General features: G+C 70.0%; 14 protein-coding genes. 6 read left to right on the forward strand and 8 right to left on the reverse strand.

Annotation, left to right across the window (positions count from 1 at the left end; all coding sequences use genetic code 11):
• Positions 1–361: 361 nt before the first annotated feature.
• On the forward strand, positions 362–1,642 hold the full coding sequence (locus FB474_RS00605; protein ID WP_185745976.1) for a glyoxal oxidase: 1,281 nt from the start codon (positions 362–364) through the stop codon (positions 1,640–1,642).
• A 249-nt stretch (positions 1,643–1,891) separates the two neighbouring features.
• Here the strand turns inward: FB474_RS00605 and FB474_RS00610 are convergent, their stop codons facing one another.
• Positions 1,892–2,416 (reverse strand): GNAT family N-acetyltransferase, encoded by a 525-nt coding sequence (locus FB474_RS00610; RefSeq protein WP_141786884.1) that lies wholly within the window; start codon positions 2,414–2,416, stop codon positions 1,892–1,894.
• A 418-nt stretch (positions 2,417–2,834) separates the two neighbouring features.
• On the opposite strand from FB474_RS00610, the gene FB474_RS00615 reads away from it, so the two are divergent.
• From FB474_RS00615 to FB474_RS00625, 3 genes are all read left to right on the forward strand, one after another.
• A complete protein-coding gene (locus tag FB474_RS00615; RefSeq protein WP_141786885.1) occupies positions 2,835–3,314 on the forward strand; it encodes a hypothetical protein in 480 nt (159 codons plus the stop codon).
• A gap of 66 nt (positions 3,315–3,380) precedes the next feature.
• Complete coding sequence (locus FB474_RS00620; RefSeq protein WP_141786886.1) at positions 3,381–4,013, forward strand: HEAT repeat domain-containing protein; 633 nt, start codon at positions 3,381–3,383, stop codon at positions 4,011–4,013.
• A 225-nt stretch (positions 4,014–4,238) separates the two neighbouring features.
• On the forward strand, positions 4,239–5,573 hold the full coding sequence (locus tag FB474_RS00625) for a M23 family metallopeptidase (protein WP_141786887.1): 1,335 nt from the start codon (positions 4,239–4,241) through the stop codon (positions 5,571–5,573).
• Positions 5,574–5,590: 17 nt separating this feature from the next.
• On the opposite strand, the gene FB474_RS00630 is transcribed toward FB474_RS00625, so the two are convergent.
• The 7 genes from FB474_RS00630 to FB474_RS00660 are packed head-to-tail and all read right to left on the reverse strand — an operon-like array spanning position 5,591 to position 13,195.
• Positions 5,591–6,313, reverse strand: a complete 723-nt coding sequence (locus FB474_RS00630) for a hypothetical protein (RefSeq protein ID WP_141786888.1) — start codon at positions 6,311–6,313, stop codon at positions 5,591–5,593.
• Positions 6,306–7,430, reverse strand: a complete 1,125-nt coding sequence (locus FB474_RS00635) for a C40 family peptidase (RefSeq protein ID WP_141786889.1) — start codon at positions 7,428–7,430, stop codon at positions 6,306–6,308. The genes FB474_RS00630 and FB474_RS00635 overlap by 8 nt, the downstream gene beginning before the upstream one ends.
• 1 nt (position 7,431) lies before the next feature.
• Positions 7,432–8,046: a hypothetical protein gene (locus tag FB474_RS00640; protein WP_141786890.1), complete on the reverse strand. Its 615-nt coding sequence runs from the start codon at positions 8,044–8,046 to the stop codon at positions 7,432–7,434.
• Positions 8,043–9,956: a hypothetical protein gene (locus FB474_RS00645; RefSeq protein WP_141786891.1), complete on the reverse strand. Its 1,914-nt coding sequence runs from the start codon at positions 9,954–9,956 to the stop codon at positions 8,043–8,045. Before FB474_RS00645 ends, FB474_RS00640 begins: the two co-directional genes overlap by 4 nt.
• Positions 9,956–12,511 carry an ATP-binding protein gene (locus FB474_RS00650; protein ID WP_141786892.1) on the reverse strand — a complete coding sequence of 852 codons (2,556 nt, stop codon included), beginning with the start codon at positions 12,509–12,511 and terminating at the stop codon, positions 9,956–9,958. Before FB474_RS00650 ends, FB474_RS00645 begins: the two co-directional genes overlap by 1 nt.
• Positions 12,511–12,927 carry a hypothetical protein gene (locus tag FB474_RS00655; protein WP_141786893.1) on the reverse strand — a complete coding sequence of 139 codons (417 nt, stop codon included), beginning with the start codon at positions 12,925–12,927 and terminating at the stop codon, positions 12,511–12,513. The genes FB474_RS00650 and FB474_RS00655 overlap by 1 nt, the downstream gene beginning before the upstream one ends.
• A 13-nt stretch (positions 12,928–12,940) precedes the next feature.
• On the reverse strand, positions 12,941–13,195 hold the full coding sequence (locus FB474_RS00660; RefSeq protein ID WP_141786894.1) for a hypothetical protein: 255 nt from the start codon (positions 13,193–13,195) through the stop codon (positions 12,941–12,943).
• A 295-nt stretch (positions 13,196–13,490) separates the two neighbouring features.
• On the opposite strand from FB474_RS00660, the gene FB474_RS00665 reads away from it, so the two are divergent.
• Positions 13,491–13,751, forward strand: a complete 261-nt coding sequence (locus FB474_RS00665) for a hypothetical protein (protein ID WP_141786895.1) — start codon at positions 13,491–13,493, stop codon at positions 13,749–13,751.
• Positions 13,752–13,827: 76 nt separating this feature from the next.
• A complete protein-coding gene (locus FB474_RS00670; RefSeq protein WP_141786896.1) occupies positions 13,828–14,292 on the forward strand; it encodes a DUF4825 domain-containing protein in 465 nt (154 codons plus the stop codon).
• Positions 14,293–14,298: the final 6 nt, after the last annotated feature.

Genomic DNA, 14,298 nt, shown 5'->3' on the forward strand with positions numbered 1-14,298 from the left:
GGACCTGTGCCGGCCGGCGGGCTTCCTCCGCCGAAGTCACGGCCCGGCTACGCCATCGGTCTTGGTGAACCGTCGGGCACATGGGCGCGTTGGGTACGTCAGTCCGTATCCACGGCCATGGGCGTTCGGACCAGGACGCCTACGTCGCACAGGCGGAGCCTCCCCGATCCAACCCCGTCACCGTTCTCGTCAGACACCCAACAATCGGGGAGCTGACGGAATGAGAAAACTTGTGTGCGCCGCGGCCGTTGTCGCCGCGGCATTGTCTGCGACCACAGCACTGCCGGCCGGGGCCGCCGTGACCCCGGGGTCATGGTCAGCGCCCTTCACACCAGCCGGCGCGAGCAGCCGGGTGATCGGCGTGCACTCGGTCCTGATGTACACCGGGAAGGTCCTGCTGTTCGGGAACCTTCGACCCACGGCCGGCTACGTGTACGACCCGGTCACCGGCGGGACCACGGAGGTCGACCCGCCTGCTGACGTCGAGTGTGGCGCGATGGAGCCGCTGACGGACGGCCGCATCCTCGTCGTGGGTGGCCATGCCAAGGGCGCCAAGGGAATCAACAACATCCTCCTGTTCGACCCGGCCACGCTCACCTGGACCCCGCAGCCCTCGAGCCCGCAGGGCCGGTACTACCCGACGGCCACGCGGCTGCCGGACGGCCGGGTGCTCATCTCTGGCGGGTTCACCAACAACGGCACCATGAACCCGGACATGGAGGTGTACACGCCTCCGCCGGCCGGGGGCAGCGTCGGGACCCTGGTGAAGGTCGGCGGCCCGCACCCCTCGGGCCTGTACCCCCACCAGTGGGTTCTGCCCAACGGGAAGGTGCTCGAGGTCACCTCGCGCTCGACCTCGATCCTGGACACGAGCACCTGGACCTGGACGAACTACTCGCGCCCGAACACCAACCACGGCAGCGGTGAGGCCGCGGTGCTCGTCCCCGGTTCCGCCTCGGGTTCCACGAAGGTCATGCTCCTGGGGGGCAAGCTCTCCACCGGCGCGACAGCGGCGGCCGAGACGTTCGACGCGGCCAACCCGACAGCCGGGTGGACCAACGTTGCCTCGATGCCACAGGCCCGCACCCACATGAGCCCGGTTCTGCTGCCTGACGGCACCCTGATGGCTGACGCAGGCAACTCCTCAGGCAACTACAACGGGCCGATCTACACCTCGCTGTCCTACAGCTTCGGCGCCAACACCTGGACGACCCTGGCGGCGCAGGCCAAGCGGCGCGCCTACCACTCCGCGGCGGTCCTGCTTCCCGACGGCCGGGTGCTCTCCTCTGGTGACACCGGGACTGGAGGCGGCCTCAACACCATGGAGCTCTACTCGCCCGGCTACCTCAGCGCGGGAGCCCGACCCACCATCACCGCGGCGCCCACCCAGGCCGCCCACGGCGCGACGTTCACGATCAGCACGCCGACCACCGGCAGCCACGCGGTGCTCATGGAACCCGGCGCGGCCACCCACACGGCGGACTTCAGTGAGCGGATCATCGCCTTGAGCACCACGCCCACCACGGGCGGGCTGTCTGCCGTGGCGCCGTCGAGCACGGTCGCACTGACCGGCTGGTACATGCTCTTCGTGGTCGACAGCGCAGGCGTCCCGTCCACGGCCAAGTGGATCCACATCGGCTGAGACGCCAGCGGTGAGGGGCCGGCCAGTCATGGCCGGCCCCTCGTCATCCCGCCAGGCCCGGGCGCCCACGGGAGATCAGCGATGGGGCATGGGCGCCGACCTGACTCAGATAGGCGGCGTGTTGGCTAGGCGCCCGGGACCTCTCCCTCGGCCTTCACCGTCCAGTCCCGCGTCAGAGTCTCGCGTGCACAACCTCTCTGGGCCGCTGGACGTGACTTCTAATCAGCAACGTCGTGCTGTTGGGTGGCCTCATTGTCGGCCTAGGATCAAGTTGGTCCCGTGGATCGCTTCCTCGCGGTCCGTCTCGGTGAATCCGACCTTTGCAAGCACGTGGCGAGAGGCCGTGTTCCAGTCCCAGACGGTGGCCCACAAACGCTCGTATCCGGACGATTTCGCCCATTCCAGCACCGCCCACGAGGCCTCGGTCGCGTACCCCTGTCCCCAGAACCGACGAAGGAGTTCGAACGCCAGTGCCGGTTCATGCGCCCTATGTCCGCTGTCGACCAGGCCGCAGGAGCCGATGACGTCGCCAGCGGTCTTCCGCTCCACGGCCAATAATCCGAACGACGATGGCTGGTTGGCGCGGACCGTCTCCTCGAGGTCTGCGACGGTGGGGTGTCCCTCCGCGTCGATTCGGCGGTGCGGCGGCACTCGTGGATCGCGTTCTGCCCACATCTCACGCTGGATGACGGCCTCGGATACGCGCCAGGGCCTGAGCAGCAGGCGATCCGTCTCGAGCGTGACCTCACGGCCCCGAGCCGCTTCCCCTGCCATGACTGCACCCTCTCACGGGTGAACGCACTGCCATGCCGCAGAGCTGTAACGGCTCCCGGCAGGTCAACGAGGCACATCACCTGGCACAGCACACCAGTTGCGTGACGATGTCCCGACTCAGCGCATCCTTGACGGACGTGTGTCGGCTGATGCTTGACACCTCGGCCTAGATCGCAGGCTCCCTGGTTGCAGGATCTGCCGTTGAGCGGATCTTGCTGGAGGGCGAGGAGGCGTCCTCAGGGCGCGTCGAGTTCGTTCAGCAGGCGTTGATAGGTCGCGTCCTCCCCGAGCCCAGTCGTGTCGAGCCTGATTGTGTGCGGCCGCTTCGCCAAGTACTCGTTGCAGAGGCTCAGCGTGTGGGCGTTGATAGCAAGAAGGTCCCCTCCACACCTGCCTGCTGCTACGTCATCATCACCACGTGACGACGTCCGACCGCCCCTCGGCCTACACGGTCGACCCAACCGCTTCGCGTCCCGCCACCGACGCCGCGCACCGTGCCGCCCTCATCGCCATGCGCGAACGGCTGGGAATGATCAGCGTCGAGATCGAGAACCATCCCGACCTGCCGCCCGAGGTATCCAGCACCATCGTCGGGCTCCTCCCCACGCCACGACGACGGTTTCTTCGGCGACGGCAAGTTTCGACTCACCTGTCCACCGACTTGTGGCCGCAAGACGACACCGAGTTCGAGGCCGCCGTCTCTCTGGCCCCCTACTCCGAATTCATGCTCGGCATCGCTCATGAGTCCGGCGTCCCCTTCGATGCGAACAACTCCGGTGCCACGAACCGCTTTCTGCTCACGACGGAAGAAGTGAGCATCGCTCGTAGCCACCTCATGGCACAAGGCATTGACCCCAGCGTCCTCGTGCAGTCCCCCGACAATGGCCCAAGCTCCTGACAAGACCAGGTGAAGCGTCACGCAAGTACCTGGCCCGGGCTGCGGAGTCGGAATACGGAGGATTCGATGACTCACAAAGACTTGCAGGATCTCGTCGCATCGGCCCTCGCTGAACTACGGCAGGAATCGGCCGACTCTCCTGTGCCGAATATCGTTTCTCTGCAGTCGCTCGGCAGCCGGGAAGTCTTTGACGAGGCGAGCAGGCTGTGCGACGCCGACGATTCGCTGCAGAGAGAGCTCGGCGTCCGCATTCTCCGGGAGCTCGGACCGCAGGATTCGGAGGGGAGGCGGACGTACAGCGACGAAGCCATCCCGCTTCTCCTCGAGATGCTCAAGAACGAGATCGACCCTGGAATGACACGTCGGATACTTCAGGCGTTGGCTTTCAACAGCGCTCGGGAAGCGATTTCCGAGTTCACGACCAGGGCGAATCACCCAGATCCCGGTGTTCGAGAGACGATCGCTTTTCAGCTGCCCAGCCTGTCCACGCCGGCGACATTGGGTCTTGTCGCAGACACTGTGAAGGCGATGACTCAGGACTTGGATCCGGACGTCCGCTACTACGCCCTCTATGCGCTATTCGAGCCGGAAGAAGGGCTCGGTCTCGATGACCAGGAGCGGCACCAGCTTGCAAAGCAGTTCCTCAGAGACCCCGACCGGCAGATCCAAACGTATGCGCGGAAAATCCTGGCCACATGAGGGGACCAAGCAACAGCGCGGCTTCTACGAGATGCAGCGGCGGCTGGATGCGGCGCAACACACTGACATGTGATGCCCGACCGGTCTCGCGAGTCACCTCACGGACCTCAACACATCGCGCCTCCTTAAGCAGGGCGTCGGCGCGGCGATGCATGCCGCGCAGGCTCTTCCCAGCCGGCTCGGCCCGGGACCAGACTGGATGGATGCAGCCTTGAGAGGTGCACCATGCGCAGACTCGGCTTCGTGCTCGTCCTCCTGCTGGGGCTCGCGGCTCTGGCTTCCTCCACCTTCAGCGCGGCGGCGCCACCGAGAACGGCCGGGCTGGTGCCGGCAACGGGCGCTGGCACCGACGGCGGCTCGCCGTTCGATCCGCTCCCCGCCGGGATCGCCCTCAAGGACGCCTACACCCCGCTGACCGTCACGGTGGAGAACCCCTCGACCTTGCCCTTCCCGGGGACCGACGGCCGCTACCACGTGGCCTACAACCTGCTGCTGCAGAACGCGTCCGTCGTCCCGGCGACCCTCCGAAAGCTCGAGGTGGTCGACGCCTTCCACCCCAACAGGGTCATCGTCTCGTTCGCCGGCACACAGCTCGTCGACCCCGCATGCCCCTTCGGCGACTGCAACCGGCTGCGCGCCCTTCCGGCCGTGCCGGTCAAGAGCGCGGTGATCCCGCCGGAGCAGGCACGACTGGTCTTCGTCGACTTCTCCTTCGGATCCCTGGACGAGGCCCCGGCATACGTCCTGCACCACCTGTTCATCGAGGGCGCGACGAGCCCGGTCGTGACGAAGCCGAAGGCCTCCGACTACACCGTGACGCCCTACCGGATCTCCGTCAGGGGCCCGATCACCATCGGGCCACCGCTGAAGGGGCGCAACTGGGTCGCGCTCAACGGGTGCTGCGAGCCGGGCTTCGCCCACCGCAGCTCTCCGGTCGCGGTCAACGGAAACCTCGTCGCGGGCCAGCTGTTCGCGATCGACTGGAAGCGCACGAACGACCAGGGCGCCTTCTACACCGGTGACAAGACCAAGAACGAGAGCTACGTGGACTACGGCTCGCCGATCCTCGCCGTCGCCGACGGCACGGTGACGGAGACGCTGGACACGATGGATGCCAACACCCCAGGGGTGCTGCCCGCGAAGGACCCGGTCCTGGCCCGCAAGCTCACGCTGCAGACCGTGGACGGCAACCACATCGTGCTGCGACTGGGCAGGGGTGTGTACGCCTTCTACGCCCACCTGCTCAAGGGCAGCCTGAAGGTCAAGGTCGGCGACAGGGTCCACCGGGGCCAGGTCATCGCCAGCCTCGGCAACACCGGCAACGCCAACGCCTCCCACCTGCACTTCCAGCTCATGAACGGGCCGTCGGTGCTGGGCAGCTCCGGGATCCCGTACGTGATCGACCACTTCCAGTACCAGGGACAGGTCTCCCCACAGCAGATCGCCGACGCCGACAACTACCTCACCGGCAGCTTCTTCGGCCCCGGCCACCTGGCCGAGCCCGAAGCCCGGCAGGACCAGCTGCCCCTGGCCTGGGCGATCGTCAACTTCCCTGACTGAACCGGTGTGTCCGGGCCTCAGCTCTCGACCCAGAGCTGGTCTGCGAGCACGGAGGTCAGCGAGGGGTGGTGCCCGGTGTAGGTCCGGGCGCTCCACAGGAACCAGTCCGACTCCTCGACCACGGACAGATAGACCCGGCCGTCCTCGCCGTACGTTGGTTGGTCCGCGATCCGCAGGTCGAACCGGTAGTGGCCATCGTCGTCGGCTGCGATGGCGCGCCGGCCGATGAAGGAGTTCACCTCCCGTGCGGGGACGGGCCGGCTGATCCGGGGCGCGTTGGGGTCGCGGACCACTCCGGTCAGCCACCGGTCCGCCGGGTCCGTCACCACATCGCCCGACAGGGGTTGCCCGAGCGCTTCCTGGCTCACGTACTCCTCGACCCACAGCCGAGATACGCCGGCCGCGAAGCGGGGCAGGTCCGCGATGCCGGCGAGGGTCCGGTAGTAGTCGGCCTCCTCCTGCACCCAGACACCCGGCTCAGCCAGGCCGTCAACCGCAGTCGGCTCGCTGACGATGCGCAGCCCGTCCCGCCAGCCGTAGTCCAGCCACTCACCGTGCTCGCCGAAGCTGGTCATCTGGAAGCGCGCGCGGTGCCCCACCAACGGCTCGCTGATGTTTCCCGCCCGCAGGGCCACCACGGCCGGCGGCAGCGACGAGGGCGGCTGGGCCAGTGAGGCCGACCGGGGCAGTCGACCCTCCAGGAGGGCCTGGAGCTCCCGGTCGAACTCAAGCTCATCCATGGGGTCCCCCTGCCTGCGCGGATCCCGGGCGCGAGGCCGGCGGGCGCGCAGCGAACGCGAACTGGCCGGCGAAGTAGGGGACGTGCATGACGTCGTGGACGACCTCGACCGTCTTGCCGGTCTGCGGCGCGTGCACCATGTTGCCCTGCCCGTCGTAGATCCCCATGTGGTGGTAGCTGCCCGCCGGGTCTGACGGGGCGTGGAAGAAGAGCAGGTCGCCCGGCCGCAGCCCGGCGCCCCGGGGCACGTGCGGCAGGGACGCGGCGATCTGGTCGGTCACCCGCGGAAGCCGCACGCCGGTCGCCGTGAACCACGCGTACTGCGCCAGCGAGGAGCAGTCGAAACCAGCCACCGCAGCACCCGCTCCGAACCCCCGGCTCGGGCCGGCCGGGCCACCTCCGCCCCAGCTGTAGGGCGTGCCGATGACGGACAGGGCTGCTGACACGGCCGACGCGCCTGGTGACCCGTCGCTGGTGAAGGCGCCGGCGTCGTAGCAGGTGGCCGACAGGACGGTGGGGTTACCGACGACCTGCCGGGCCAGGCCCTCCCACCGCCCGTAGGCGCCCGGGAAGGCACTGCGTTGCACGGCCTGGGCGGCCTGGGTCAGCGGCAGCCCTTCGAAGCCGGGCACCTTCAGGAGACCGGGCTGTCCTCCGGCTCCACCTTCGTAGAACATCCGGGCCGCGGCGACGGGGTTGGTCCGGTCCTGCGCGCTGCCCCAGCCCGCCCGCTGCTGGAAGAGTCCCAGGCTGTCGCGGTCCCCGTAGCGCAGGTTGCGCAGGCCGGACTCCTGCATGGCTGTCGCGACGGCCACCACCCAGCCGTACGGCGGGACGTCGAGCTTGCGGCCGACGGCCACGATGCTCTGGGCGTTGGCCACCTGCTCCGGGGTCAGGTCGGCCACGCTGACCGCTGCCCCACCAGTGACGGTCGAGCAGCTGCTGGCCGACTCGCCCTGGTGCGGCGTGCCGCCCTGGACGATGAGGACCAGGACCAGCACCACGGCACCGGCCCCTGCCGCCGCGACCGGGAGCAGGACCGCCGCGACCTTGACGGCGCGGCGGATGACGCGCCGTTTCAGCACGTGGCCCGCGGCAGCGATGAGTGGCGCCGGCATGTCAGTGACCGGCAGTCGAGGGGGTCAGGGCGGGCGTGGGGGCAGCGGGGGCCTGTCCTGCGGGCTCGATGTCGGTGACCTTCCAGCGTCCGGCCGAGCTGCGCAGGGTCACCGCGACCGGGCCACCGTCGGTGGGGACGGTGATGACCGTCGCCGTGGCGGTGGCCCGCAACAACCTCGCCTCGCCCGTCACCGCGCTGGCCGGGACCTGCGCCGGGTCGGTCGAGGACAGGGCCCTCGCCAGCGGCGGGGCGAGGAAGGGCTGTATGCCGTGTAGCCAGGTGCCCTGGTCCAGGCCGGGTCGCGCCCAGGCGCGGACGAAGCCGGTGGCGACGCGGGTCGCGGCGGGATCCGAGGCGGCAGCGGCGTCCGGCGGCGCGGTCGACGGCGTGGTCGCGGAGGCGGTGACGTCCGGCGTGGTCGAGGCCTGGGGCGGCAGCGTCGTGGACGGGCCAGCCGTGGCCGTGGCACCGGCGGCGCGGTGGGTGGCGGCGGGGGCGGTGTTCACGACTCGGCCCAGGCCGGCCAGCAGGAGGAGCACTACCGCGGTCGTGACCGAGAAGTTGCGCCAGGACCACAGGGGCCAGCGCAGGAGCTCGTCCCGTCGGGTGCTCACGTCCGCCGCCCGTCCACGAGGTCCGGTTCCCGGGCAGGGACCAGCACGGTGCTCTTGGTGGCCGGGTCGTAGATCCGCGGGCCGACCCCGTCCGGGCGGACCTCGGTGTGGGAGTCGTGGACGTCGTAGCTCTCGATGCGGCGCAGGTGGGCCGGGGACTCGTCGACGACGGTGCCTTCGATGACGTGCTCGTTCTCGCGCAGCATCCACTGGGCCGTCTGGCGACGTGGCTGGTGCGGTAGTGCCGGCGCACCCCCAGGACCCGGCCGTCCGGCCAGCTCCGTGGCGGGGTCGGTGTCGACGGACGGCAGGGGCGGGTGCCTGACCTCGGGTCGGCTGAAGACCTCGGCGGGCAGGTCGACCGCCCGGTAGCGCACCGACGCCGCGGCGGGACCGGGCGGGGGCGCCGGCGCCTCGTCGTGCTCCTCTTCGTGACCCGTGCCGTCGTGGACGGCCTGCCGGGTGACGGCGTAGCGCGTAAGTAGTCGCCCGGCCCGGCGGAGGGCACTCACGCCGCCCCCGTGGGACAGGCCGACGACGTTGGTCAGCGAGAGCAGCGGGAACATCAGCACGAACGCGACGAGCGTGACGACCAGGCACAGGACGAGGGCGAGCATGTTCATCCCGCCGAGCCGCGCGCGGGACAGGATGGCCGACACCACCGTGGTGTGCACCGACGACGCCGCGGCGAAGGCGATGACGTTGACGACCGAGGCCCCGCCGATGTTGGCGACCCGCCGGACGATGCCGCTCAGCGGGGCCAGGACGCCGAGGACGGCGACCGCGGGGAAGAGCATCACCAGCAGGCGCAGCATCGCCAGCCCGGCGAACGTGAACAGGTCGCTCACCAGCCGGAACAGGCCGGTGAAGGTGGCTCCGAAGATGGTCATCACCCCGGTCCCCAGCCGTCCGCCGGCCTTGCCCTGGAGGTAGGCGTACGTCGAGGGGTCCTGGTCCTGGATCTGCTGGGCGGTGTCCTTCCAGGCAGCGGCCTTGGCGTCGGCGAGCTGCTGCGCCTTGTCCGGGCTGGACTTCGCCACCTTCTCCTCGGTCCAGCTGTAGGCGCTGGCCCGGAACAGGGCCGGCCCCCAGCGCCGGGCGGCGGGGGAGTCGCTGGAGCCGAGCTCGCCACGCAGCCACGCGTCATACAGCACCCGGTCCACCAGCAGGGAGCCCTGCGCGCGGGCGGGGTCCGACGTGGCCGGCAGGGAGGCCAGCCCCGAGCTGGCGGCGTTGACACCGGCGATGCTGCCGGTGATGGTGTGGTCGAAGAAGCTCGACACGCGTGCCGGGTACTGCGCCAGGCCGGCCATCACCGTGATGACGAGGACTGCCCACGCGGCCGCCCGGGTGACGTCCGAGAGGCGGCCGTGCGCGGAGTAGAAGAGGAGCAGGACGACCACGCCGAGCAGGGAGGCTCCACCCCACGGGGACCAGATCGCGTTGTGCACGCGGGTCGTGACCGTGCCGACGACGTCGTCCAGGGGCGCCATGTACTCACCGGGGTGGGCGATGGTGTTGTGCAGCCCGTTGGTGGCGGCGGTGCCCCAGTTCGCCACCGAGAGGGCGGCGTTGCCGAGCATCGTGTCGCTGGCCGCGCCCATGTCCCGCGCGTCGCCGCCGCAGCCCAGGTCGTAGGTGTGCCAGGCGAGCCCGGCGTAGCCGTACTGCTCGTAGACGCTGGTGGTGGGGTGAGCCGCCCACGGGTCGCCGGGGGCGGGGGCCGGGCGCGGCGGCGCGTCGAGGAACCCCGTGACGCCGTCACCGGGCATCTGGGCCGTCGGGGCGTCCTTGCAGTCGGGCACGCCCGGGATGCTGGGGTGGGCCTGGGCGCTGGAGGCCGCAGCGATGGTGCACAGGAGGGCCACCGCCGTGGCGGCGAGGACCAGGGCAAGGCGCCGGGATCGCATCAGGCGCTCTCTTCCCCGAGATCGTCGGCCGGGGCCGCCGGGGCCTCCGGGAGCGAGTCCGTGCGGTGGCGACCCAGCCGGTTGCGGGCCTTCTCGGGGTCGGCGGTGGTGCTCAGGGCCTCCAGCAGGTCCGGGTGGGCGGACATGTCCATGCGGATGCGCTCGATGCCGCCGATGCCGTCGCTGAAGACGAACTCGCGGGCCCCCCGCCGGCCCTCACGGGAGGGCCGGGAGAGGGTGCCGAAGATGGCCTCGTAGCCCACCCCTTCCCGCACCCCCGGCAGGAAGCGCAGCGCATCCTGCTGGGCTCCCTCGTCGGTCAGCCGACCGATGAACGCCGCGGAGATGAGGTTCGCGAGGCCGAGGTCCAGCAGGTCGGAAGGGTTCTGGCTGGCCAGCAGCACGCGGGTGTTGTGCTTGCGGCTGTCCCGCGAGGCGCGGTCGATGAACCGGCGACCCGTGCTGAAGGTCGACAGGGCCCAGGCCTCGTCGATGAAGATCCCCTTGCGGGCGTGGACGTCGCCGAAGTACATGCCGCGCTGGGTCAGCCACGCCGCGAGGTAGAGCACGCACATGCTCAGCCGCTCGTCGAGGTCGTCGGAGTACGGCGTGTTCTCATCCGGCAGGGCCAGGCCGCGCAGGCTGTAGACCGTGAGCAGCGGCTCGTCATGCGCGTAGTCGTGGTGGTAGCCGGCGGGGAAGATCAGCCGGCCATGGCTGGTCTTGGCCGCCTCGCGCAGGAAGTCGGCCATGTAGCCGGAGTGCCGCCTCAGCTCCGGGTCGCCGTCCAGGACGGCCAGCTCCTCGACGACCTCCATCGTCGAGGCGGTGTTGGTGGCCCGGACCCTGCCCACGGCGCGCATCAGGGCGACCTCGGTCAGGACGTGGTCCTGCATCTGCCGGGGGAGCATGGACCGCAGGACGCTGGAGGTCAGCAGGCGCCGGGTGTCGGCGGCGTTGTCCTGGGCCGTGCGCCAGTCCAGTTCGGACGCGTAGTGCTCGCGCCGAGGCTCGGCGATGACGCGATAGGTGCACAGCACGCCGGCGGGGGCGTCGAGCAGGTCGACGGCCCGGGCGTGGTCCGCCAGCTCGGCCAGGCGGCACAGCGCGGTGAGGCGCCCGGACGGGTCGAGCACCGTCCAGGGCACCCCTTGCAGCAGGGACCGGTAGATGATGTTGCCGCCGGCGGTGGACTTGCCGCCGCCCAGGCCGGCGCACAGAACCGCCAGCCCGGACTCCTCCCCGCGCTCGGTCATCTCCCAGGGCTCCCAGGTGACGACCCGCGACGAGGTCCCGGAGGTCTCCCCGAGGTGGATGCCGACCCGGTCGCCGACCTTCGCGGTCGCCGCCGGGACGGCGGCGGCCAGGGTGGTGACCGGCATACGTCGCCGGTATGCCGTGCTGCCGAGCCGCTCGCCCGGGATGAACTCCCGAGCCACGGCGTACTGGTCCGCTGGGCGGGCGATGGTGATCTGTGGGGCGAAGAGCTTGCGCACGGCGGAGGCGCGCTCGAGGGCCTCCTCCTCGGTGGGCGCGGAGACGGCCAGGCGGAACCAGCCCCGGGTGCGGGTGCTCAGCCCGGACAGGCCCATCGAGATCTCGTCCTCGACGGCCAGGGCCTTGTCGGCCTGCCGGTCAAGGGCTCCGGGCGCGGGTTCGGCGTGCTCGAGCTCGTAGTGGTCCTTCTGGGCGCGGATCTTCTGGATCGAGCGCCGCATCGCGGCTCCGACCCGGGCGGAGTCCTCGATCTCGACCCGGCCTGACCACTCGACCGGGAAGCCGAGCTGGTCGGTGCGCTGCATCCACGGGACTCCGGACGGGATCTCCAGGTCGGTCATGCGCCCCACGGACAGGATGCACACGTGCCGTTCGATGCGCTGGGTGTCGTTCTCCCCGACGACGCGGATGGTGCGGCCGTAGGGGATCGCGGTCCAGCGGACGTGGTCGGTGAACTCCCCGAGGTCCTCGCTCTCCCAGTGGGGGTCGTCGACGGCGCCGATCGTCAGGGGAGCGGGCAGGCCCAGGGAGCAGGAGCGGTGCAGCAGCCACTCCAGCTGCCGGGGCGTGGCGGGCGACCCGTCCATCCCGGGAGCGGACATGATCTCGTCGGTCTCGCGGATGCGGGCCGACAGCGCCGCGACCTCGCGGTCGGAGAGGGACCCGGCCAGCCCGCCGAGCGCCTTGTACAAGCCCTTGCGCGCGGGGATCTCCACCCCGACGTAGACCTCCTTGTCGGCCATCGACCGTCCGGCGAGGTGGTGCTGGTCGCGCATCAGGTAGTCACGCCACGCCGGCAGGGGTGCGGGGGCGTTGGCGTCGTGGGCGGCGGCCCAGGTGCTCACCGGGTAGGGGCGTGTCGTCACCCGGAGGTGCAGGCTGCGCTTGACCAGCTGGGCGTAGGCGTCCGCTCCGTCGATGATCAGCTGCTCACGGACCGGGTCCGGCCGGAAGGACCACCCCTGGGGGTCGAGCAGGTACCAGGCGTGGATCTTCTCGGCGGTCACGGTGCAGTGCCCGCTGATCCGTCGCAGGGCAAGGCCAGAGGTGGAGCCCATCACGCCTCCCGAGGCTGCGCCTGGCGACGACGCGCGGCGCGACGTTGGGCCCGGCTCACGCGAAAGGGGACTGCTCGGACGCGAGCCGGGCGGATGGTGTGCTCGGTGACCCTGGTCTGCTCGCGGGGCGCTTCGATCTCGTGCGCGAAGGCCGCGAGCACCGAGCTGAGTGGACGGTCGTGGTCGACCACGCTGAGGATGAGGCGGGTCAGGCCGATGGTGGCGAGGACGCTGTAGGCCAGGGAGAAGAAGCCGAGGCCGATGCCGAGGCGGCGCTCGACCACCTGGAGGAGGACGAACACCACGAGGCCGACGGCGTAGGCGACGTAGCGCGCCCGCCAGGGCAGGGTCTTGCGTGGCGGTCCCAGCCAGACCGCGTTGACGTTGTAGATCTCGTCGTCGACTGGCAGCCGCATGAGCTCGGTCCGGTCAGCCCGTCACCAGGCTCGCGAGCCACTGGCCCATGTTCTCGGCGTGGCCTCCGGTGGCCAGGCCGAGAACGGCGAGGGCGATGATCACGCCGGCAACGACCTTCATGGCCCGGGCGTTGTCACCTCGTTGCGCCACCACGAAGAGCATGACTGCGATGACGAGGATCAGCAGCGGGATGACGTTGGACTTGATCCAGTCCTGGAGGCCGCCGGTGCTGGCAGCCGTCGCGAGAGTGGCAGGTAGCGCGGCCATTTTGTCCCCTAACGAGGCATGTGTCCGGATCTCTCGGGATTCAACGTAACGCCGCTTACATGTGTTGTCGAACAGATGCGTGCAGTTGAGCATGTTTGTCTATATCTTGGCGTCGCGCCGGACGGGAGCTGCGCTGCCGCTGCCACCGGGCTTGCTCGGCTGACCCGGGTCGGGGCCGGCGCCCGCCGGGTCGCCCCCGGCTACGCCGCTTGGCCGAGTGGCGGGGGGTCGCCCCGAACTAACGTCGCGAGCGGCGCCGCTCAGCGCTGACGCACCACTTGAAGGCGAGGCGACCATGACGACGTTGCTGGTTTTCCACGAAGTTGACGACGTCGACCACTGGCTCCGGTCAACGAAGCGGGAAGAGGTGTTCGGGCCGCTTGGGATGACGGCACGGACCTTCGTCGACCCGGCGAAGACCAACCGGGTCGGGCTCATCGTGGAGCTCGCGGATGTGGACACGTTCCAGAAGTTCATGCAGACGGATGCGGCGGCCGAGGCCATGAAGTTCGACGGGGTCCGCCCCGACACGGTGGTCATGCTCGTCGAGCCCTAGGCCGCGTTCACCGGCGCTTCCCCGTCGGCCTGTGTAGCCTCCGCCCACAAGGGGTTCCACGGATGGGGGATGTGTCGTGGTTGGTCGCGCTGCCGCAGCCGCTCTGCTCGTCGCCGTCGCCCTGACCGGGTGCGGCACCTCACCGTCCGCCCAGCCGGACACGTCGGACAGGGCCGACTCGTTGTGGTCGGCTCGCAGCCCCTACGTGGGAGACAGCTCGAAGGTGGTCGAGCTCGTCAGCCAGGCCGGTTTCGGTCCAGCGGGCAGCTACACCGTGGAGCTGCAGACCGACCGCGCTCCGTATGGCGTCACCGTGCGGCTGAACCACCTCGACAAGCCGTTCCGCAGCACGGACTTCAGCGCACCGGCCACCGTCCTGCTGGGGCTGGTGGCCAACCTCGACCGCGTGACCGTCGCTTCGGGCGGGCAGACCTACGCGCTGACCGCCGCCGACGCGACCACGAGCCTCGGCTACGACGTGAAGGCCCTGGGTCAGCACAAGGACAAGCTCACCGCCTACGTGCGTGCCCAGCAGGACTGACCTGCG

This window comes from Oryzihumus leptocrescens (genome assembly GCF_006716205.1).
Classification (GTDB): Bacteria; Actinomycetota; Actinomycetes; order Actinomycetales; family Dermatophilaceae; genus Oryzihumus; species Oryzihumus leptocrescens.

What these genes read in the sequence shown, in the direction of transcription:
- FB474_RS00610 (WP_141786884.1), bottom strand. Translation starts at nt 2,416, where the DNA reads ATGGCAGGGGAAGCGGCTCGGGGCCGTGAGGTCACGCTCGAGACGGAT.
- FB474_RS00620 (WP_141786886.1), top strand. Translation starts at nt 3,381, where the DNA reads ATGACTCACAAAGACTTGCAGGATCTCGTCGCATCGGCCCTCGCTGAA.
- FB474_RS00625 (WP_141786887.1), top strand. Translation starts at nt 4,239, where the DNA reads ATGCGCAGACTCGGCTTCGTGCTCGTCCTCCTGCTGGGGCTCGCGGCT.
- FB474_RS00630 (WP_141786888.1), bottom strand. Translation starts at nt 6,313, where the DNA reads ATGGATGAGCTTGAGTTCGACCGGGAGCTCCAGGCCCTCCTGGAGGGT.
- FB474_RS00635 (WP_141786889.1), bottom strand. Translation starts at nt 7,430, where the DNA reads ATGCCGGCGCCACTCATCGCTGCCGCGGGCCACGTGCTGAAACGGCGC.
- FB474_RS00645 (WP_141786891.1), bottom strand. Translation starts at nt 9,956, where the DNA reads ATGCGATCCCGGCGCCTTGCCCTGGTCCTCGCCGCCACGGCGGTGGCC.
- FB474_RS00650 (WP_141786892.1), bottom strand. Translation starts at nt 12,511, where the DNA reads ATGGGCTCCACCTCTGGCCTTGCCCTGCGACGGATCAGCGGGCACTGC.
- FB474_RS00655 (WP_141786893.1), bottom strand. Translation starts at nt 12,927, where the DNA reads ATGCGGCTGCCAGTCGACGACGAGATCTACAACGTCAACGCGGTCTGG.
- FB474_RS00660 (WP_141786894.1), bottom strand. Translation starts at nt 13,195, where the DNA reads ATGGCCGCGCTACCTGCCACTCTCGCGACGGCTGCCAGCACCGGCGGC.
- FB474_RS00665 (WP_141786895.1), top strand. Translation starts at nt 13,491, where the DNA reads ATGACGACGTTGCTGGTTTTCCACGAAGTTGACGACGTCGACCACTGG.